Genomic DNA, 19,478 nt, shown 5'->3' on the forward strand with positions numbered 1-19,478 from the left:
TCGATCGGGGTTGACGCCACAGTGCATCTCCTTCTGCCGCTGCGATGCGGCAGTTGTTCGGGTGGTTCTGCTGCGGCAGCGAAAGGGCGCAGGTGGCCTGCGTGGACTTCGTTGTCGCGTCCGGTGCCCCGCTGGTGTGACGCTCATGTGAACGGTCACATCGGCTGGACGGAGGTAATTTACGCACAGCCCCGGTGCGGCTGTCAATTCGGATTGGTCGCGTTTTCGTAACGGCCTGCGTGATCCCGCACGAACGTCCCCCGGACGGGAGGCACGGTGCCGGTCCGACCCGCGTCCTGCGGATCGACGGTGGTCGCGTCACCGACCGCGCGGGGCCCCCGTGGACGCGCGCACGACGAGCTGCGGGACGATGTCGATCGGGCGGAGGAGCTCGTCGTCGCCGGGCAGGAGCAGGTCGACGCAGCGGCGGCCGAGCTCGGCGAAGTCGACCTGCACCGTGGTGAGCGGTGGCCAGAAGTGCTTCGCCTCGGGGATGTCGTCGTAGCCGACCACCGACAGGTCGCCCGGCACGTCGAGCCCGTAGGAGCGCGCCGCGTGCATGACGCCCAGGGCCATCTGGTCGTTCGAGCAGAACACCGCCGTGCAGTCCCGCCACCGCAGGAGTTCGCGGCCGGCGTGGTAACCGAAGTCCGCCGTCCAGTCGCCCAGGATCGGCGGGACGACGGACATGTCGCGGTCCGACATGGCGCGCAGGAAGCCCTGCATGCGGGCGTCGGCCTCGATCCAGTCCTGCGGGCCGGCGATGTGCCGGATGTACTCGTGACCCAGGTCGAGCAGGTGCTCGGTCGCGAGTCTCGCACCCTCCATCTGGTCGACCCACAGGGCCGTCGGGTCCTCGCCGACACTGGCCCGCATCGTCACGTACGGCGTGCGGATGCCGAGTTCCTCGATCAGGTCGAACACCCGCTGCTGGGGTGCGATGACCACGATGCCCTCGACGTCCAGGTCGAGCAGGTGCCCGAGCCCCTCGCGCACGGCGGTGTCGGTCGCCTCGGCGATGTTCGCCGTCGTCACCGAGTACCCGCGCAGCATCGCCGCGTCCTCGATCGCCTGCAGTGCGACCGCCGGGCCGTAGTGGGCGCGCCGGGCGGTCAGGACGCCGATCGTGTGGGTCCTGCTCGTGACGAGGGCCCGCGCCGCACGGTTCGGCCGGTACTGCAGCTGCTCCATCGCCGCCAGCACCTTGTCGCGTGTGGCGTCGCGGATGGCGTCGGAGTTGTTCAGCACCCGCGACACGGTCTGGTGGGAGACGCCCGCGATCCGTGCGACGTCACGGATGCTGGGCGAACGCGGTTGCTGTGCCCGCGATGACGCCATTGCTGCTCGTTTCCGCCCGGGGCCGTGGCACGTCGATGTGCACGTTCACATTCCGGGCCAGATCATTATGCACGTCCGGCGGATCGACGCCACCTGAACGTGCTCGAGGCTGCGGCCCGGCGGCGTGCCGGGCCGCAGCCTCGCTGCGCTCTCGCGGCGCGTCAGAGCCAGTTGCGCTTGCGGAAGATCGCCCACAACACACCCATCAGGGCGAGCATGCCGAGGATCGCGACCGGGTAGCCGTACCGCCAGTGCAGCTCGGGCATGTGGTCGAAGTTCATCCCGTAGACACCGGCGATCAGCCCGGGGGCGAACAGGATCGCCGCCCACGACGAGATCTTCTTGACCTCCTCGCCCTGTCGGTGCGCGGCGCGGGCGAGCTGCCGGCTCTCCTCGCCCTGCGCCAGGCTCGCGCTGGTCATCCGCCGCATCGCCTCGTTCTGCTCCTGCGACACCAGGGTCGCGTGCAGTGTCAGGGCGTTCTCGAGCAGGGACCGGAACGAGTCCACCCGCTCCGTCACGCGCAGGGCGTGGTCGAGCACGTTGCGCAGTCGGTGCTGTACCTCGTCGTCGACGCCGTACTTGTCGGCCCCGCGCAGCAGACCCTTCACCATCGCGGGCACCGGCTTCGTGGCGCGCTGGAAGGACAGCACCTCGCTGAGCAGCTGGTAGATGCGCTTCGAGACACCGGGGTCGACCTGCCCGGCGAAGAGCTGGTCCTCGATGGCGTCGATGCCGTCCTGCAGCACCTCGACCACCGGGGCGTAGCCGTCCACGACCTCGTCGAGCACTGCGGCGGTCACGGCCTCGGAGCCCAGCGCCAGGAACTCGGGGTCGGCCTCGACCTGGGCGCGGAGCGCAGCGAGGTCGGGGCGCTCGGCGTGCCGGACGCTCACCACGAACCGGTCGCCGACGAACAGGTGCACCTCGCCGAACTCGACCGTGCCCTCGTCGCGGTCGAACCAGGCCGGGCGGAGCACCAGGAAGAGCGTGTCGCCGTACCTCTCGAGCTTCGCGCGCTGGTGCCCCTTGCGGGCGTCCTCCACCGCGTTCTCGTGCAGGTCGAACTCGGTCGCGACGGCGTCGAGTTCCTTCGGGTCCGGGCGGAGGAGTCCGATCCACGCCAGGTCGCACCGTGCGACCTCGTGGCGCGCGCCGAGCGACAGAGTCGACGGAGAATCGATGCGACGTCCTTCGACGTAGATCGCGTTGTCGATCATTGCCATGCGCGTGCTCCTCGTGGTCGGGAGCAGGCAGGCGCGATGCCGCGGGCGGGCCGCAGCGGGCGGAGGAGATCTAGGACACGGGCGCGGCGGCGAGGGGGAGGGGCTGCCGGCCCGCGCGAGGATGGTCACCCGACATCGCGCCTCACCTGCCCTTCTCCTGGTCGTGCGGCCGCGGTGCGCAGCCTCGTGGCCACAACCGTGGCCGACGTCCGACCCTACTCCGGACGCACGAGGGAGCCAAGCGCTCGTCCGAGACTCGGCCTGGGCGACGGTTCTCGTGCTCGCCGGCACGAGGAGTGTCGCGGAGCGCGAGTCTCGGCCCAGGCGGCCGCCAGGGTCAGCGGGTGATGTGCAGGCCCGCGGCCTCGAGCTCGGTCAGCTGCCAGCCCAGCCAGGGGCTCCAGCCGAACGGCGCACCGGCGACGGCGGCCCGCAGCGAGTCCTCGGAGACCCAGGCGTACTCGGCGACCTCGTCGTCCGCGGGGGCGGGCAGGTCGTCGGTGACGGCGCGGAACACCGGGCAGACCTCGTTCTCGACGATGCCCGAGGCGTCGACCGCGCGGTACCGGAAGTCCGGCAGCACGAGCTCGACGTCGCGCACGGTGATGCCGAGTTCGCGCGATGCCCGGCGGGCGATGGCGTCCTCGAACGACTCGTCGGGGCCGGGGTGCCCGCAGAACGTGTTGGTCCAGACACCGGGCCACGTCTTCTTCGACAGGGCGCGACGGGTCACCAGGACGTCCCCGTCGGTGTTGCGGACGTGGCACGAGAAGGCCAGGTGGAGGGGCGTGTGGTCTGTGTGCACCGTGAACTTGTCCGCTGTGCCGATCGGGGTACGGTCGTCGGCCAGCAGGACCACGGTTTCCGGGAAAGCGCTCATCTGCACCGATAGGTTAGGCCAATGAGCGAGGAAGCGGCCACCGTGGCGCACATCGACCTCGCGCTCGTCGACGACTGTCTCGAGCGCTTCTTCGTCGTGTCCTCGGCTCGTGCCGCGCGTTACGGCCGTCCGTCCGAGGAACTCTGGCGGGTGCTCCGCAAGGCGAGCCTGGGCGGCAAGCGCTTCCGACCGCGCATGGTGCTGACCGCGTACCTCGGCCTCGGCGGGGACGACGTGCACGCTGCCGCGCACGTCGCCGCGGCCTACGAACTCCTGCACACCGCGCTGGTGGTGCACGACGACGTCATCGACCGTGACTGGGCGCGCCGCGGCCAGCCGAACGTCGCGGGCTCCTACCGCGACGCCGGCACCACCGGTGGGCTGCCGCTGCCGACCGCCGAGCACCGCGGGATGAGCGCCGCCGTGATCGCGGGCGACCTCGCACTCTCCGGCGCCCCGCGGTTCATCGAGTCCTCCGGCGTGACGGGCGAGCGTCGTGGGCGTCTGCTCGAACTGCTCGACGAAGCCGTGTTCGCCAGCGCCGCCGGTGAGATGACCGACGTCGACCTGGCCCTGGGCGTGATGCCGACGGTGGACGAGGTCCTGGCGATGGAACGGGCGAAGACGAGCGTGTACTCGTTCGAGGCACCGCTGCAGTCCGGTGCCGTGCTCGCCGGCGCGCCCGAGACCGTCGTCACCGCGCTCGGCGCCTTCGGCCGCGAGATCGGCATCGCGTACCAGATCGTCGACGACCTGCTCGGGGTGTTCGGCGACGAGACGACCACCGGCAAGAGCGTGCTGGGGGACCTGCGCGAGGGCAAGCGGACCATGCTCATCGCGTACGCGGCGACGACCGACTGCTGGCCGGACATCGCTCCCTACCTGGGCGACCCCGACCTGACCGAGGAACGCGCGGCCGAACTCCGTGCGACCCTGGTCACCTGCGGCGCCCGTGTCGCAGCCGAGTCCCGGATCGCCGACCACGTCGCACTCGCCCGTGCCGAGCTCTCCGGACTGCCGTACGACCTCGCCGACCGCCTGGAGGGCCTCGTGACCGAACTCGTGGAGCGCGCCCGGTGACGACCGACACCACCCGGACCGGCAGTGCGCCGTCCGGTCGGCTCCCCCTGTACGACGCCACGGCCGAGGCAGCGTCGAGCGTCGTCATCGACCGCTACTCGACGTCGTTCGGCCTGGCGAGCCGGTTGCTCGCCAAGGACACCCGCGAGCACATCCGCAACGTCTACGCGCTGGTGCGCGTCGCCGACGAGGTCGTCGACGGTCCCGCGACCGAGGCGGGTCTCGACCCCGACCTGGCACGGACGGTCCTCGACGAGCTCGAGGCCGACACCGAGCGCGCGATCGCCCTCGGCTTCTCGGTGAACCCGGTCGTGCACGCATTCGCCCGGAGTGCACGGGTCACGGGCTTCGGCGCGGAGCTCACGAAGCCGTTCTTCGCGTCGATGCGGATGGACCTGGAGCGCACCGAGCACGACGACGCCTCGTTCGCTGCGTACGTGTACGGCTCGGCCGAGGTCGTGGGGCTGATGTGCCTGCGTGCGTTCGTGTACCGCGCCGGCCGCCCGACCTTCGACCAGGCTGAGCTCGTCGCGGGAGCCCGGGCGCTCGGCGCCGCGTTCCAGAAGGTGAACTTCCTGCGCGACCTGCACGCCGACTTCGAGGTGCTCGGCCGCTCGTACTTCCCGGGGGTCGACATCCGCTCGTTCGACGAGGCCACGAAGCAGCGCCTGGTCGCCGACGTGCAGGCTGACCTCGACAACGCGGCCCGGACGATCCGGCTGCTGCCGGCCGACGCCCGGAACGCCGTCGGACTCGCGCACGCCCTGTTCCAGGAACTCAACGACCGCATCGCCCGCACACCGGCGACGCGCCTGGTGACGACGCGCGTGCGCGTCCCGAACCCGGTGAAGGCACGCCTGGCCGCACAGGTGCTCGCCGGACGCGCCCCCGTGCGGTCGAAGGTGGCCACCCGTCGGCCAGGAGGCACGTCATGACCCCGCCCCGCGCCTCCCGTCCGACGGCCGTCGCCGCCACCACCCGGCGCAAGGTGCCCGCCCGACGCGCCGTCGTGATCGGCGGCGGCATCAGCGGACTGGCGTCCGCGGCGCTGCTCGCGCGGGACGGCTTCGCCGTGACCGTGCTCGAGCAGCGGTCGCAGCTCGGCGGCCGTGCCGGTTCGTGGGAGCGCGACGGCTTCCGGTTCGACACCGGGCCGTCGTGGTACCTCATGCCCGAGGTGTTCGACCACTTCTTCCAGCTACTCGGCACCTCGGCCGACGCCGAACTCGACCTCGTGAAGCTCGACCCCGGGTACCGCGTCTACAGCGAGGGCAACGACGAGCCGATCGACCTGCGCGCCGACGCCGAGGCGAACATCGCGCTGTTCGAGTCCGTCGAGCCCGGAGCCGGCAAGCGGATCCGGAAGTACCTCGCCTCGGCCGAGGACACCTACGCGATGGCGATCCGCCGGTTCCTGTACACGACGTTCCAGGACCTCACGAAGCTCGCTGCCCCCGACGTGCTCCGTCGCTTGCCGAAGCTCGCCCGGCTCCTGCTGCAGCCGCTGTCGTCCCGCGCTGCCTCGGCGGTCAAGGACCGGCGGCTCTGGCAGATCCTGGGCTACCCGGCCGTCTTCCTGGGCACGAGCCCGTACGCCGCACCGAGCATGTACCACCTGATGAGCCACCTCGACCTCGCCGACGGGGTGCTCTACCCGAAGGGCGGCATCACCGAGGTGATCGCCGCGGTCGAGCGGGTTGCCCGTGCCGAGGGCGCGAAGATCATCGCCGGCGCGAAGGTCGAACGGATCGTCGTCGAGGACGGCGTCGCCACCGGGGTCGTGCACCGCGACCGCGACGGCGTGCAGCACACCGCCCCGGCCGACCTGGTCGTGAGCGCCGCCGACCTGCAGCACACCGAGATGCAGCTGCTCGACCGCGAGCACCGCACCCACGGCGCCGAGCACTGGAAGACCCGCGACCCCGGGCCGAGCGCCGTGCTCGTCTACCTCGGCATCGACGGGCCGACGCCCGGCCTGCTGCACCACACCCTGGTGTTCACCGAGGACTGGAAGGCGAACTTCGGCGCGATCTTCGGCAAGGACCGGCACGTCCCGGACCCCGCGTCGATCTACGTCTGCGCGCCGTCCGAGACCGACCCCTCCGTCGCCCCCCGCGGCTCGAGCAACCTCTTCATCCTGGTGCCGCTGCCCGCCGACCTGTCCATCGGCAAGGGCGGGATCGACGGCGCCGGCGACTACGAGGTCGAGCAGATCGCCGACCGCGCCATCGACGTCGTCGCCGAGCGCTCGGGCGTCCCCGACCTGCGGGACCGCATCCGGGTCCGTCGGACGATCGGCCCGCGCGACTTCGCCGACGACCTCAACGCGTGGAACGGGTCGATGCTCGGTCCCGCGCACACGCTCAAGCAGAGTGCGTTCTTCCGCGAGAAGAACGCGTCGGCCAAGGTCGAGGGCCTGTACTACGCCGGGGCGTCCACGATCCCGGGCATCGGTCTGCCGATGTGCCTGATCAGCGCCGAGGTCCTGCTCAAGCGGATCCACGGCGACACGAGCACCGAACCGCTGCCGACGCCGCTCGGCACCCCGCGGAACCAGGCCGGCACCGTCTGATGCCCGGGCTGTACCTCGCCGGCCTGGTCGTGTCGCTGATCGGCATGACCGTGCTCGACGCCCGCTTCCGGCTGTTCTTCTGGCGAGCGCCGTGGCGTGCGGCTGCGGTGATGGTCGTCGGCGTCGCGTTCTTCATGGTGTGGGACGTCGCCGGGGTCGCGTACGGCATCTTCTTCATCGGCCCGCAGCACCTGCTGACCGGGGTGCTCCTCGCCCCCGAGGTCCCGCTCGAGGAACTCTTCTTCCTGCTGCTGCTCTGCTACTCGACGATGGACCTGGTCGGCTTCGTCCGGCCCGTCGTGCAGCGGTCGCTCGGACGGCGGCGCCCGTGACCGGCTCCGGCGCCTACGCCCTCCTGGCCCTGCCGTTCTTCGCCGTCGTGGCGGTGGCGGCGGTCGTCGCCGGCATCGTGGCCGCGCGCCGTGCACGATCGGCGGGACGCGCACCGGGGCCCGGGCGTCGGGTCGCACTGGTCACGTCGCTCGTCGCCGGGATCGCGCTGCTCGTGATGACGATCGTGTTCGACAACGTCATCGTGACCCTGCGCATCGTCGCCTACGACCCCTCGCTCATCAGCGGCGCGAAGATCGGGGCGATCCCGGTCGAGGACCTCGCGTACGCGATGGCGGCGATCGTGCTGCTGCCGAGCCTGTGGGTCCTGTTCGACCGGACGGGCACGCGCGACCCGGCCGCCGCGCGCCCCGCGCCCGACCCGACCACCGCACCACCGGAGGACACCCCGTGAACGCCAGCACCGCCTCCAGGCCGTCGACCCTGCGAGCACTGTTCGTCTCGTCGCGCCCGATCAGCTGGGTGAACACCGCCTACCCGTTCGGTGCCGCGTACCTGCTCGGCAGCGGGGTCGGCGTCAGCGTTGACGACAGCGGCGGCGGCGGGTTCTCGCTCGTCGCGTTCCTGGTCGGCGTCGTGTACTTCCTGGTGCCCTACAACCTGGCGATGTACGGCATCAACGACGTCTTCGACTACGAATCCGACCTGCGCAACCCGCGCAAGGGCGGCGTCGAGGGGGCGCTGCTCGACAAGAGCGTCCACCGCACCACGCTCTGGGCCGTCGTCGCCACGAACGTGCCGTTCCTGGTCGCGCTCGTCGTGCTCGGGGCGGTGAGCGGGAACGGGCCGTGGTCGTGGCTCGTCCTCGCGATCAGCGTGTTCGCCGTCATCGCGTACTCGGCGCCGGGGCTGCGGTTCAAGGAGAAGCCGTTCCTCGACTCCCTGACCTCGTCGACCCACTTCGTCTCGCCCGCGATCTACGGCCTGGCGCTCGCCGGACCGCACTGGACCGGCCAGCTCGTCGCCGTCTGCATCGCGTTCTTCCTGTGGGGGGTCGCCTCGCACGCGTTCGGCGCGGTGCAGGACGTCCTGGCCGACCGGGCCGGCGGCATCGGGTCCGTCGCGACCGTCATCGGTGCGCGGGCGACCGTGCGACTCGCGTTCGTCGCGTACCTGGTCGCCGGCGTCGCGCTGCTGTTCTCGGCGTTCCCCGGGCCGATCGCCGCCGTCGTCGTGATCCCGTACGCGCTCAACGTGCTGCCGTGGTGGAACATCACCGACCAGGGCGCCGAGGCCGCGAACGCCGGGTGGAAGCGGTTCCTCTGGATCAACTACTTGGCGGGGTTCATCGTGACGATGGCGCTCATCGCCTACGCCTTCACGCACTGAGCGCGCGGGTCGCGTCCCGTCCCGCCGGTCCCGTCGGCGTCCCGTCGAGGTTCCGAATTCTCGGCATCTCGACGTCGCCCGGCGCGATCCGTGGAACCTCGGCGCCGCGCACACGGCATGTCGTGGAACCTCGGCGCCCGGCGCCCGCCGCGCGCGGCACCGACGCCGCCCGGCGCGCGCAGCACTGACAGACTGGACGGACGCGTCACGGGAGTCGTGACGCGGCAGCCACGAAGGAGTGCACGCATGACGGTCCGGATCATCCACGTCGGTCTCGGAGGGTGGGGCGGCAACTGGGCCCGCACCGCCATCCCAGAGGTCTCCGAAGTGGAGGTGGTCGGGATCGTCGACCCGGTGCCGGCGACGCTGACCGCCGTGCAGCAGGACCTCGGGCTGCCCGCGTCCGCCGCGTTCGCGTCCCTCACCGAGGCGCTCGCCGGGGTCGAGGCCGACGCCGTCGTCATCACCGCCCCCGCCGTCACCCACGTGCCGCTCGCACTCGAGGCCCTGGACGCCGGCAAGCACGTCCTGGTCGAGAAGCCGTTCGCCAACACCACGGACGAGGCCGTCACCGCCGTGCGCCGTGCCGAGGAGCTCGGCCTCGTGCTGCAGGTCAGCCAGAACTACCGCTGGTACCCGGCACCGCGCGCCGTGCAGGACCTGCTCGCTGCGAACGCCGTGGGCGAGCTCTCCGCGATCAACATCGACTTCCGGCAGTGGGACAACGACCTCGCGTTCGAGGAACACCCGCACTACAAGTTCCCGCACGCCATGATCAACGACATGGCCATCCACCACTTCGACCTGCTCCGGATGGTCACCGGACAAGAGGCCGTCCGGGTCTTCGCCAAGGCGACCTTCCCGTCGTACAGCAAGTACCAGGACGAAGCGATCGCCTCGATGCTCATCGAGCTCGACGGTGGCCTGGTCGTCAGCTACCGCGGCAGCTGGCTGAGCCGCGGCCCCCGCACGGCGTGGGCCGGCGAGTGGAGCATCCAGGGCGAGGACGGCGAACTCTGGTTCACCAGCCGCGACGGAGCACCGAACGCGGTCGACGGCGACGTGGTCACCCTCCGCCGCACCCAGGACGACGAGGCCGGGCCCGTCGAACTGCCCGTGCTCGAGCACACCGACCGCCAGGGCGGGCTGCAGGCCTTCGCCCGTTCGGTCGAGGGCGGACCGGCGCCGGCGACGAGCGGCCGCGACAACCTGCGCAGCCTCGCACTCATGGAGGCAGCTGGTCGTTCGGCTGCCAGCGGCCAACCCGAGGACGTCGTCGTCCCGTCCTGAACGCTGTGACCGTCGGACGGGAGGCCCGTGGCGGGCCCGCCACGGGCCTCCCGTCCGCCCTGGGGTCGCGTCCACTGCCCCGGGGGCGACACGGACCGGGCGGCCGCGCCGCGGCCATCTGGGCGCGCCCCCGGCCCAGCCGTGTAGAAACTGGGGAATGGCCAAGGACAGTCTCCCCGAGCTCGAACTCGCGAACGTCCGCACGCGTGAGCGCATGACCGACACCGTCACCGAGCTCAAGCGCCGTGCGAACCTCCCGGCGCGGGCACGGCTCGCAGCCGCGAAGACCCGCCAGCGCTGGCACCGTGACCCGACCCCGCTCGTGGCGATGGGCATCACCGGGCTGACCGGTGTCGCGGCGATCGTCCTCGGCATCGCGCTGCGCAACCGCCCCGCAGGCCACCTGGCGACGCCGCCGGCCAGTTCGGCGTTCACCGCGCTGCTGCCGTTCGGCGCGCGCGGCGACGGCCCCTCGGCGAAGGAGCAGGCACAGTCCGGCCGCAAGGGTCGGAAGGCCCGGGCCAAGGCCGCCGAGCAGGCGCTGGACCGTGACCCGGCCCACAAGGCCCGCGTGAAGCAGCAGACCGGCATCGCCGCGGTGCAGCGACGAGCGAACAAGAACCGCAAGGCCGCCGTGAAGCGGTCGAAGCAGGCCCTGAAGGCGCGGGGGTAGTCCGATGGCGCAGGAGCAGCAGAAGCCGGACCCGGACGACTCCCGGAAGCCGGACAGTCCCACCGACCTCACCAAGCCCACGCTCGTCTACACGCTGAAGAAGACCCTGCGTGAGTTCTCCAGCGACCAGTGCACCGACCTCGCCGCGAGCCTGACGTACTACACGGTCCTCGCGCTCTTCCCCGGACTGCTGGCGATCGTCTCGATCCTGGGCCTCGTGTCCGACCCGCAGAAGACCATCGACTCCCTGCTGACGATCATCGGCAACGTCGGGTCGCAGAGCGTCGTCGACCTGCTGAGGGACCCGATCGAGGGTCTCGTCCGGTCGCCCGCCGCCGGCATCACGTTCGTCGTCGGCATCGTCGGCGCGATCTGGTCGGCTTCCGGGTACGTCGGCGCCTTCGGCCGGGCGATGAACCGGATCTACAACGTCCGCGAGGGCCGACCGATCTGGAAGCTCCGTCCGACCATGCTCGGCGTGACCGTGTTCACCGTCGTCATGCTCGTCGTCGGCCTGCTCGTGCTCGTCTCGGGTCCGCTCGCCCGGAGCTTCGGCGACGTCATCGGACTCGGCGACGCCGCCGCGACGGTCCTGCTGATCGTGCAGTGGCCGATCCTGCTCGTCGTCGCGATCATCGTCGTCGCGGTGCTCTACTACTGGGCGCCGAACGTCAAGCAGCCGAAGTTCCGGTGGGTGAGCGGTGGGTCGATCCTGGCGATCCTCATCCTGATCATCGCGAGCGTCGGCTTCGGGTTCTACGTCGCCAACTTCTCGAACTACAACGCCACCTACGGCTCCCTCGGTGGCGTCATCGTGTTCCTGCTGTGGCTCTGGATCACGAACAACGCGCTGCTGTTCGGTGCCGAGTTCGACGCCGAGCTCGAGCGCGGCCGGCAGCTGCAGGCGGGCATCCGGGCGGAGGAGGACATCCAGCTCCCTGAGCGCGACACCCGCCAGATCGAGAAGCAGGACGAGAAGCGGGCGCAGGACGTGCTCGAGGGGATCAGGATCCGGCAGGGCGCCGACGGCGACTGACACCCGCGGCGTTCCTCCGGACGGAGGCGCTACGGTGCGACCGTGCCCGACTTCCTCGAGGGGCTGCCGTTCTGGCAGCTCGTCCTCGCGCTCTTCGTGATCGTGTTCTGCCGTGCGCAGGCCACGTACTGGGTCGCGCGTCTCGCGGTGACGGGTGCCTCGCGCTCCCGCTGGGGTCGCTGGTTGCACTCGCCGGCGGTCCGCCGCGGCTCAGTGCTCCTCGAACGATGGGGCCTGCCGGTGGTGACGGTGAGCTTCGTGGTGGTCGGGCTGCAGACGGTGATGAACGCGGCCGCGGGGCTCGCCCGTGTGGCGTGGTGGCGGTACACGATCGCGATGGTGCCGGGGTGCGTCGCGTGGGCCTTCCTCTACGCCACCGTCGGGCTCGCGGTGTTCTGGGCGGTCGTCGCCGCGCTGGCCGGCTCGCCCTGGGGCATCGCGGCGGTGGCCGTCCTGGTGGTCGCGATGGTCGTCGCGGTGACGGTTCTCCACAGATCGCGGAACCGGACAGGAGGCCCGGCCCGGCTTCCGTAGGCTGGCCCACGTGACGACAGAACAGCTCCAGAACCGTCCGGTCGCCCTGGTGACCGGTGCCACCCGCGGCATCGGCCGCGCGATCGCGACCGACCTCGGTCGCACCCACCACGTGTTCGTGGGCGGGCGGAACGCCGAGGCAGTGGACGCCCTCGTCGCCGAGCTGCCGAGCGCCGTGCCGTTCGTCGGCGACCTCGGCGCGGGGGACCTGCCGGCGCTGCCCGACCGGCTCGACGTGCTCGTGCACTCGGCCGGTGTCGAGCAGGGCACGACCATCGCCGACACCGCGCGTGCCGTGTGGGAGCAGGTCTTCGCCACGAACCTGTTCGCGGTCGCCGAGCTCACCCGGGTGGCGCTGCCGGCACTCCGGGCGGCTCGGGGCATCGTCGTGCCGATCAACAGCGGCTCGGGGTTCCACTCCGGCCCCGGCGGTGGTGTGTACGCGGCGTCGAAGTTCGCACTGCGGGCCTTCGCCGATGCCCTGCGCGAAGAAGAGCGGGCGAACGGCGTCCGGGTCTCGAGCGTGCACCCGGGCCGGACGGACTCGGACATGCAGCGGGCGCTGACCGAGAAGCTCGGCGAGGACTACGACACCGCGTACTACCTGGCGCCGGAGGACGTGGCCGCCGCCGTCCGGACGGTCGTCGACCTGCCGGAGCGCGGCACCGTCGAGTCGCTCGCGATCCGACCGACCCGACGGCGCTGACAGCGGGCTACGACAGCTCGATGCGCGCGTCGAGCTCGAGCCGGTCGAGGAACGTCTCGTCGTGGCTGACCACGACGAGCGCGCCGCGGTAGGCCCGCAACGCGTCGACGAGCTGGTCGACACTCGTCAGGTCGAGGTCGTTCGTCGGCTCGTCGAGCACCAGCAACTGCGGCGGCGGGTCCGCCAGCACCAGGCTCGCCAACGCAACCCGGAAGCGCTCCCCGCCGGACAGAGCCCCGGCGAGCCGGTCGACGGTGTCGCCGCGCACCAGGAACTTCGCGAGGCGGTTCCGGACCTCGGCGGCGGCGACGTGCGGGGCGTCCCGTCGCACGTTGTCGAGCACCGTGGCGGAGTCGTCGAGGGTGTCCTTCCGCTGCGGCAGGTAGGCGATCCGCTCGACGTGGGCGACGGCACCGGTGTCGGGGAGCGGGTGCTCCCGGGCCTCCGGCGCACCGACGAGCTGTTCGAGCAGGGTGGACTTGCCGACGCCGTTGTCCCCGGTGACGGCGATCCGCTCCGGCCCCTGCACGATCACGTCCCGCCCGCGAACCGTGACGGTCGCGATCTGTCGTGACGCCGGGACGTCCGGGTCGGGCAGGGTCACGTGAATGGACTCGTCGTCGCGGAGCCGGAGCTGTGCCTCCCGCTTCGTCTCGAGGGCAGCGGCCTCGTCGTCCGCGTACCCGACGCGCAGCCGGCCGGCGGTCTGCTCGCCCTTCTTCCGCAGCTCGTTCGCGTAGCCCTTCGGCATGTTCTCGACGGCCTTCACCCCGGCGCGAGCCCGTCGGGCGATCTTCGTCTCGGCCTCGATGCGCTGCCGCTTCTCGGTGCGGTGTCGCTGTTCGGCGACCCGGACCTCCCGTTCGACGGCCGCCTGCTGCACGGCCACGTGCTCCTCGAACGCACTGAACGTCCCGCCGAACACGGTCATCGCACCGGCGCGGAGCTCGCACGTCTCGTCGACGTGCTCGAGGAGCTCCCGGTCGTGACTGACCACCACGAGGGTGCCGCGCCAGTCGTCGACCAGGTCGAGCAGGAGCCCTCGTGCCCGACGGTCGAGGTTGTTCGTCGGTTCGTCGAGGAACGCGATCGGACGGCCGCGCAACCGCACCCCGGCGACGGCGACGAGCACGGACTGCCCGCCGGACAGCGTCGACACCGGGCGTTCCAGGTCGGCGCCGTCGAGTCCGACGCTCGCGATCGCTGCGGCAGCGCGCTCTTCGAGGTCCCAGTCGTCGCCGACCGCCTCGAAGTGCTCGGGCGACGCGTCACCGGACAGGACGGCCCGGAGGGCGGTGAGCGTCGACCGGATGCCGAGCAGGTCGGCGACGGCGTCGTCGATCCCCGTTGCGAGGCGCTGCGGCAGGTGGTCGACGGGGCCGGACGTCGAGATGGTGCCCGACGTGGGGTGGAGCCGACCGGTCGCGAGCCGGACCAGCGTGGACTTGCCGGCCCCGTTCCTCCCGACCAGGCCGGTCCGGCCACGCCCGAAGGCGGCGGTGAGGTGGTCGAGCGCGACGGTGCCGTCGGGCCAGGCAAAGGTGACGTCGTGCAGGACGACGGATGGACTGCTGGGCATGGGGATGCCTCCCGGTGTCGATGCTGGGCGCACGACACCGAACCCACCGCTGTGCGGTGGAGCGCCCGACGGGGCGCGCGATCACGGTGTCAGCGCGTGGGCTGAGCAGAACCGGTGATCGACAGCAATCCGTCTTCTTCCGTCGGGGACCCCCGTGTCCGCCATCCGTGGCGCCGGTCGGTCTCCCGCCCCGGGGGCCTCGTGATGACGACGAGGTGCCTCCCACGGTAATCCCGGCCACGGGGACGCGCAAGGGATGACAGGCTGGGGGCATGCCGGAGAACCTGTTGCCGAACCCGTCGACGAACCCCGAGACCCTGCTCCCCGCCGAACCCGAGGTGACCGCGGCACTCGCCGCCGACGCCCCCGTCGCCAGCGTGGTGGTGTCGCACCCGTCGTCGAGCCTGGCGTGGGCCCTGCTCGCCGACGAGGCCTGGGAGCGTGGCGCGGCGCTCGAGTCGTACGCCTACGCCCGTGTCGGGTACCACCGCGGGCTCGACGCCCTGCGCAAGGCCGGGTGGCGCGGTGCCGGTCCGGTGCCGTGGGCGCACGAGCCGAACCGGGGCGTGCTCCGTGCGCTGTTCGCGCTGCGCCGTGCGGCCGAGGCGATCGACGAGCCCGGCGAGCCCGAGCGCCTGACCGACTTCCTGAACGCGAGCGACCCCGAGGCCCTGCGCGCCCTGTCCGCCGGCGCGTAGGCAGCCGGACGCCGCACAACCAAAGTCACCCCGAACCGCGGCGATCCGTGGTTCGGGGTGACTTTGGTTGTGCAGAGCGACCCGCCCTACGCCAGCGCCACGCTCCAACTGAACGCCTGCGGCCAGAGCTGGTGCTCCGGCAGCACGTCGAGGCCGCACGCCCGGCTGCCGAGCCCGTGCTGCGCCGCGTCGAGGTACAGGTACAGGTGGTCCGACGCCGGCAGCTCGTACGGGTGCTCGGCGCGGTCGATCTGCTGCGCGGTCCACGGTGACAGGGTGAAGCCCGCACGGTGCGACCCCACGGTCGACACCGTGAACGGCCCGACGGACAACGAGCGCAGAGCAGGCCGGTGCCCGGTCTCCTGCGGCCGCGAGTACTCGACCCCGAGCGACCGCACCGGAGCGGTGAACCGACCGACCCGGGCAGCGTGCGACGAGTCGGCGTACGACTCGAGCGGTCCGGTGCCGAACCACGTGGCCGTCTCGTCGGCCAACCCGGCCGGCAGGTCGAACCGCACCCCGATCCGCGGCCAGGTGACGTCCCACGCCCCGAACGGCACCGCGTCGGTCTGCAGCACCAGCCCGTCGGACGTCAGGGTCCAGCGGTGCGTGACCTCGAGGCCCCACCCGCTGTTCGCCGCCGCCACCCGCACCCGCTGTTCCAGGCCGGAGTCGGTCCGTGCCACCGACACCAGGCGGTGGGTCAGCCGGTCCAGTCCACGGTCCCGCCAGCGCGAGGCCGACGGGGGAGCGTCCGGGTCACCGACACCGTGCGTCAGCACCGGGTCCGCCGTCTCGTAGCCGCCCTGCGACGCCAAGCGGTCGTTGTCGGTCGGGGCGCGCCAGAGCTCCAGGCGGGGCCCTGCGATCTCGTGTCCCTTCCAGGACACCAGGTCGCCGCGGTCCGAGAACGTCCCGTCGCCGAGACGGTCGCCGTCCCACCCCTGCCGGGAGGCCCGTGGTGCGTCCGCCACACGGCTCGCGACGAGCCGCTGGGTGCGTGCGACGACGTGGCCGGTGTCCGCCCACGCGGTCGGGCCCGCCAGTTCGGCGGTCAGGTCGAGCCAGAGTTCGTCGCCGGGTGTGAGTTCGGCCGTGGCCGCGTCGAGCACCTCGGACGGCACCGGGACGGTCGCCGACTCGCGGGCTGCCACCACGCCGGCGGCGAACCGACCGGAGGCCTCGACGACGCCGTTCCGCGACAGGGTCCAGCAGAACCGCAGCCCGGCGGTCGAGGCCGAGTGGTACCGGTTCTCGACCAGGATCGTGGTGTCCGACACCGCCAGGCGGATCGGGGCGACGACGGCCGCGAACTCGGCGAGCCCCGGGGTCGGGGAGTCGTCGGGCAGCACCAGGCCGTCCATCACGAAGTTGCCGTCGTGCACGACCTCGTGGAAGTCGCCGCCGTAGGCGTAGTAGTCCTGGCCGGACGCCGTCTGCGCCAGGAGCCCGTGGTCGCGCCACTCCCACACGAACCCGCCGTGCAGGCGCGGGTACCGGTCGACCAGGGCCTCGTACTCGGCGATCTGGCCGGGGCCGTTGCCCATCGCGTGGACGTACTCGCAGTGGATGAACGGCTTCGAGCGTTGCCGTGCGGCCTCGGCCGGGCCGCAGCCGAGCAGGGGCGTCGGGGTGCCGCCTCCGATGGACTCGGTCTCCTGCAGCGACGGGTACATCCGCGAGTACACGTCGGTGTACTCGCCCGTGTAGTCGCCCTCGTAGTGCACGGGCCGCTCGGCGTCGCGGTCGTGCACCCACTGCGACATCGCCGCCAGGTTCCGGCCGGTGCCGGACTCGTTGCCGAGCGACCACATCACGATGGACGGGTGGTTCTTGTCCCGCTCGACGGTCCGTGCGACGCGGTCGAGGTAGGCGTCCGCCCAGGCCGGGTCGTCCGACGGGTTGCCGACCCAGCCGGTGAAGATGAACCCGTGGGTCTCGAGGTCGGTCTCCAGGATCACCCAGAAGCCGAGCTCGTCGGCGAGGTCCAGCACGCGGGGGTGCGGCGGGTAGTGCGAGGTGCGGATCGCGTTGACGTTGTTGCGCTTCATGAGCGCCATGTCCGCGCGGGCGTGCTCCTCGTCGAAGACGCGGCCGCGGACGGGGTGGGTCTCGTGCCGGTTCACGCCGTGGAACACCACGCGCTCGCCGTTCACCAGGAACCGGTCGCCCTCGATCAACACGGTGCGGAAGCCGAGCCGGAGCGACACGGTCTCACCGCCGTCGGCGCCGCCGGCGTCCGTGCCGGTCGACAGCGTGGCGTCGTACAGCTTCGGCAGCTCCGCGCTCCACGGCTCGACGCCCTCGACCTCGAGCGGCGCGACCTCGTCGGCCGTCGCCCACGTCACGTCGACGCCCAGGGCGGGCACCGCGAACCGCACCGGGAAGCCAGCGTCCAGCGTCGGGAACGTGATGGTCCCGCTGCCGGTCGCCGGGCGTCCGGACGCAGCGGTCCCGGCCGTCGCGGCGCTGCCGAGCGTCGGTGCCCACCCGGCGCGCACGAACACGTCGTCGATCGGCGCCGTCGGACGGGCGAGCAGTGTGACGTCGCGGAAGATCCCGGGCAGCCACCACTGGTCCTGGTCCTCCAGGTAGGAGGCCGCCGACCACTGGTGCACCCGCACGGCCAGGTCGTTCGACCCCGGACGGAGCAGCTGCGTGACGTCGAACTCGGTCGCCAGACGGGACCCGGTCGACCAGCCCACGAGCGTGCCGTTCAGCCACACCCGGAAGTGCGACTCGACCCCGTCGAACCGCAGCAGCACCCGACCGGCCGCCGCGAAGGATGCCGGCAGCTCGAACGTGCGCCGGTGGTCGCCGGTGGGGTTCTCGTCCGGCGGGTGCGGCGGGTCGATCGGGAACGGGTACTGCAGGTTCGTGTAGCTCGGCGACCCGTGCCCGTGCAGCACCCAGTGCGACGGCACCGGGAGCTCGCCCCACGCGGGGTCGTCCTCCACGGCGGCGTCGGTCGCGAACGCGTCGGACACCGATGCGACCGGCGACCACCGGAAGCGCCAGTCGCCGTTCAGTGACAGCGAGGGTGCGTCGGTGTGGAGCGCGGCCCGCGGAGGGAGCCGTGATGCCGAACCCGGCGAGGTCGAGTGGAGGTCGTCGAGTGCGGAGTTGGTCAACCCTTGACCGATCCTTCCGTGAGGCCCCCGCGCCAGAAGCGCTGCAGGACGATGATGGCGATGACGAGCGGGATGACCGAGACGAGCACCCCGCCGGTGGTGAGCTGGTAGAACTCCGGCAGGCGGTCGACCTGCGAGCGCCAGTTGTTCAACCCCAGTGTGATCGGGTACAGCTTCTGGTCTGCCAGCATGATGAGCGGCAGGAAGAAGTTGTTCCAGATGCCGACGACCTGGAACAGGAACACGGTCACCAGGGCCGGGGTCATCTGGCGGAGCACGACGGTGTGGAAGATCCGGAGCTCGCTGGCACCGTCGATGCGTGCCTGTTCGAGCAGCGTGGTGTCCACCGACGCCGCCGCGTACACCCGGCACAGGAACAGGCCGAACGGGGAGACGAGGCTCGGGATGAGCACGCTCCAGTACGTGTCGGTCAGGCCGAGGGTCGAGAACAGCAGGAACAGCGGCAGCGCCGTCGCGGTCCCGGGCACGAGCACGCCGCCGAGGATCGTGCCGAACACGAACTGCCGACCCTTGAAGTCGTACTTCGCCAGCGCGTACCCGCCGGCCGCGGCGAAGTAGGTCGCCAGGACCGCACCGACGCCGGAGTACAGGATGCTGTTCGCGATCCACCGGACGAAGATGCCGCCGTCGTAGGTGAACACCTGCTGCAGGTTGCTCCACAGTGCGAACTCGCCGCCGAACCAGAACCCGTTCGTCGAGAACAGCGCGCCGGTGGTCTTCGTCGCGGCGATGACCACCCAGTACAGCGGGACGAGGAAGTACAGCGCGACGATGACGAGGATGCCCGTCACGACGATCTGCGAGCGGGGAGACCGGTCGAGCTTGCGGCGCTGGTGCGCCGAGATCGACGTGGTGTCCACGGGGACGGCGGTCTTCGCCGTGGCCGGCGCTTCGATGGCTTCGCTGGTCATGCGTCCGCCCCCTTCGTTCCGTTCTGCAGACCGGACCTGGCCTGGAGGCCCGGTGCGGCTTGGGAAGTACCGGTGCTGCCCGCCGCAGCGCGCGTCTGGAGCGCGGTGCGGGCCTCCAGGCCG

The 19,478-nt window shown here is 71.5% G+C and carries 18 protein-coding genes; 12 read left to right on the plus strand and 6 right to left on the minus strand.

What is annotated here, in order from left to right; translation table 11 throughout:
- Nucleotides 1-318: 318 nt before the first annotated feature.
- From EDF53_RS10300 to idi, 3 genes are all read right to left on the minus strand, one after another.
- On the minus strand, nucleotides 319-1,338 hold the full coding sequence (locus tag EDF53_RS10300; RefSeq protein WP_123293492.1) for a LacI family DNA-binding transcriptional regulator: 1,020 nt from the start codon (nucleotides 1,336-1,338) through the stop codon (nucleotides 319-321).
- 161 nt (nucleotides 1,339-1,499) lie between these two features.
- Nucleotides 1,500-2,564 (minus strand): magnesium and cobalt transport protein CorA, encoded by a 1,065-nt coding sequence (locus EDF53_RS10305; RefSeq protein WP_123293493.1) that lies wholly within the window; start codon nucleotides 2,562-2,564, stop codon nucleotides 1,500-1,502.
- A 337-nt stretch (nucleotides 2,565-2,901) separates the two neighbouring features.
- Nucleotides 2,902-3,444: an isopentenyl-diphosphate Delta-isomerase gene (gene idi / locus EDF53_RS10310; RefSeq protein WP_111085474.1), complete on the minus strand. Its 543-nt coding sequence runs from the start codon at nucleotides 3,442-3,444 to the stop codon at nucleotides 2,902-2,904.
- 21 nt (nucleotides 3,445-3,465) lie between these two features.
- On the opposite strand from idi, the gene EDF53_RS10315 reads away from it, so the two are divergent.
- The 11 genes from EDF53_RS10315 to EDF53_RS10360 all read left to right on the plus strand — a co-directional run bounded on the left by EDF53_RS10315 (nucleotide 3,466) and on the right by EDF53_RS10360 (nucleotide 13,015).
- Nucleotides 3,466-4,524 (plus strand): polyprenyl synthetase family protein, encoded by a 1,059-nt coding sequence (locus tag EDF53_RS10315; protein WP_123293494.1) that lies wholly within the window; start codon nucleotides 3,466-3,468, stop codon nucleotides 4,522-4,524.
- A complete protein-coding gene (locus EDF53_RS19335) occupies nucleotides 4,521-5,459 on the plus strand; it encodes a squalene/phytoene synthase family protein (protein WP_260215394.1) in 939 nt (312 codons plus the stop codon). The genes EDF53_RS10315 and EDF53_RS19335 overlap by 4 nt, the downstream gene beginning before the upstream one ends.
- A complete protein-coding gene (gene crtI / locus EDF53_RS19340; protein WP_243692360.1) occupies nucleotides 5,456-7,096 on the plus strand; it encodes a phytoene desaturase family protein in 1,641 nt (546 codons plus the stop codon). The genes EDF53_RS19335 and crtI overlap by 4 nt, the downstream gene beginning before the upstream one ends.
- Nucleotides 7,096-7,428 carry a lycopene cyclase domain-containing protein gene (locus EDF53_RS10325; protein WP_111085416.1) on the plus strand — a complete coding sequence of 111 codons (333 nt, stop codon included), beginning with the start codon at nucleotides 7,096-7,098 and terminating at the stop codon, nucleotides 7,426-7,428. The genes crtI and EDF53_RS10325 overlap by 1 nt, the downstream gene beginning before the upstream one ends.
- Complete coding sequence (locus EDF53_RS10330; RefSeq protein ID WP_185021006.1) at nucleotides 7,425-7,841, plus strand: lycopene cyclase domain-containing protein; 417 nt, start codon at nucleotides 7,425-7,427, stop codon at nucleotides 7,839-7,841. Before EDF53_RS10325 ends, EDF53_RS10330 begins: the two co-directional genes overlap by 4 nt.
- Nucleotides 7,838-8,776 carry a prenyltransferase gene (locus EDF53_RS10335; protein ID WP_123293496.1) on the plus strand — a complete coding sequence of 313 codons (939 nt, stop codon included), beginning with the start codon at nucleotides 7,838-7,840 and terminating at the stop codon, nucleotides 8,774-8,776. The genes EDF53_RS10330 and EDF53_RS10335 overlap by 4 nt, the downstream gene beginning before the upstream one ends.
- 246 nt (nucleotides 8,777-9,022) lie before the next feature.
- Complete coding sequence (locus EDF53_RS10340; RefSeq protein ID WP_123293497.1) at nucleotides 9,023-10,066, plus strand: Gfo/Idh/MocA family protein; 1,044 nt, start codon at nucleotides 9,023-9,025, stop codon at nucleotides 10,064-10,066.
- Between the two features lie 157 nt (nucleotides 10,067-10,223).
- Nucleotides 10,224-10,739, plus strand: coding sequence for a hypothetical protein (locus tag EDF53_RS10345; protein ID WP_123293498.1), 516 nt, complete (start codon nucleotides 10,224-10,226; stop codon nucleotides 10,737-10,739).
- 4 nt (nucleotides 10,740-10,743) lie between these two features.
- Nucleotides 10,744-11,775 (plus strand): YihY/virulence factor BrkB family protein, encoded by a 1,032-nt coding sequence (locus tag EDF53_RS10350; protein ID WP_123293499.1) that lies wholly within the window; start codon nucleotides 10,744-10,746, stop codon nucleotides 11,773-11,775.
- A gap of 42 nt (nucleotides 11,776-11,817) precedes the next feature.
- Entirely contained in the window at nucleotides 11,818-12,309 is a 492-nt protein-coding gene (locus EDF53_RS10355; RefSeq protein WP_123293500.1) for a DedA family protein, read from the plus strand.
- A 10-nt stretch (nucleotides 12,310-12,319) separates the two neighbouring features.
- Nucleotides 12,320-13,015, plus strand: coding sequence for an SDR family oxidoreductase (locus EDF53_RS10360; RefSeq protein WP_123293501.1), 696 nt, complete (start codon nucleotides 12,320-12,322; stop codon nucleotides 13,013-13,015).
- A gap of 7 nt (nucleotides 13,016-13,022) precedes the next feature.
- Here the strand turns inward: EDF53_RS10360 and EDF53_RS10365 are convergent, their stop codons facing one another.
- On the minus strand, nucleotides 13,023-14,594 hold the full coding sequence (locus tag EDF53_RS10365; protein ID WP_123293502.1) for an ABC-F family ATP-binding cassette domain-containing protein: 1,572 nt from the start codon (nucleotides 14,592-14,594) through the stop codon (nucleotides 13,023-13,025).
- Between the two features lie 272 nt (nucleotides 14,595-14,866).
- On the opposite strand from EDF53_RS10365, the gene EDF53_RS10370 reads away from it, so the two are divergent.
- On the plus strand, nucleotides 14,867-15,292 hold the full coding sequence (locus EDF53_RS10370; RefSeq protein WP_123293503.1) for a DUF3151 domain-containing protein: 426 nt from the start codon (nucleotides 14,867-14,869) through the stop codon (nucleotides 15,290-15,292).
- Nucleotides 15,293-15,378: 86 nt separating this feature from the next.
- On the opposite strand, the gene EDF53_RS10375 is transcribed toward EDF53_RS10370, so the two are convergent.
- Nucleotides 15,379-18,423 (minus strand): glycoside hydrolase family 2 TIM barrel-domain containing protein, encoded by a 3,045-nt coding sequence (locus EDF53_RS10375; RefSeq protein WP_123293504.1) that lies wholly within the window; start codon nucleotides 18,421-18,423, stop codon nucleotides 15,379-15,381.
- Complete coding sequence (locus tag EDF53_RS10380) at nucleotides 18,420-19,355, minus strand: carbohydrate ABC transporter permease (protein ID WP_111085425.1); 936 nt, start codon at nucleotides 19,353-19,355, stop codon at nucleotides 18,420-18,422. The genes EDF53_RS10375 and EDF53_RS10380 overlap by 4 nt, the downstream gene beginning before the upstream one ends.
- Nucleotides 19,356-19,478 lie beyond the last annotated feature (123 nt).

The sequence above is a fragment of the Curtobacterium sp. PhB78 genome, from assembly GCF_003751685.1.
Lineage (GTDB): Bacteria > Actinomycetota > Actinomycetes > Actinomycetales > Microbacteriaceae > Curtobacterium.

What these genes read in the sequence shown, in the direction of transcription:
- crtI (WP_243692360.1), top strand. Translation starts at nt 5,456, where the DNA reads ATGACCCCGCCCCGCGCCTCCCGTCCGACGGCCGTCGCCGCCACCACC.
- EDF53_RS10340 (WP_123293497.1), top strand. Translation starts at nt 9,023, where the DNA reads ATGACGGTCCGGATCATCCACGTCGGTCTCGGAGGGTGGGGCGGCAAC.
- EDF53_RS10350 (WP_123293499.1), top strand. Translation starts at nt 10,744, where the DNA reads ATGGCGCAGGAGCAGCAGAAGCCGGACCCGGACGACTCCCGGAAGCCG.
- EDF53_RS10300 (WP_123293492.1), bottom strand. Translation starts at nt 1,338, where the DNA reads ATGGCGTCATCGCGGGCACAGCAACCGCGTTCGCCCAGCATCCGTGAC.
- EDF53_RS10370 (WP_123293503.1), top strand. Translation starts at nt 14,867, where the DNA reads ATGCCGGAGAACCTGTTGCCGAACCCGTCGACGAACCCCGAGACCCTG.
- idi (WP_111085474.1), bottom strand. Translation starts at nt 3,444, where the DNA reads ATGAGCGCTTTCCCGGAAACCGTGGTCCTGCTGGCCGACGACCGTACC.
- EDF53_RS10325 (WP_111085416.1), top strand. Translation starts at nt 7,096, where the DNA reads ATGCCCGGGCTGTACCTCGCCGGCCTGGTCGTGTCGCTGATCGGCATG.
- EDF53_RS10365 (WP_123293502.1), bottom strand. Translation starts at nt 14,594, where the DNA reads ATGCCCAGCAGTCCATCCGTCGTCCTGCACGACGTCACCTTTGCCTGG.
- EDF53_RS10345 (WP_123293498.1), top strand. Translation starts at nt 10,224, where the DNA reads ATGGCCAAGGACAGTCTCCCCGAGCTCGAACTCGCGAACGTCCGCACG.
- EDF53_RS10380 (WP_111085425.1), bottom strand. Translation starts at nt 19,355, where the DNA reads ATGACCAGCGAAGCCATCGAAGCGCCGGCCACGGCGAAGACCGCCGTC.
- EDF53_RS10315 (WP_123293494.1), top strand. Translation starts at nt 3,466, where the DNA reads ATGAGCGAGGAAGCGGCCACCGTGGCGCACATCGACCTCGCGCTCGTC.
- EDF53_RS10305 (WP_123293493.1), bottom strand. Translation starts at nt 2,564, where the DNA reads ATGGCAATGATCGACAACGCGATCTACGTCGAAGGACGTCGCATCGAT.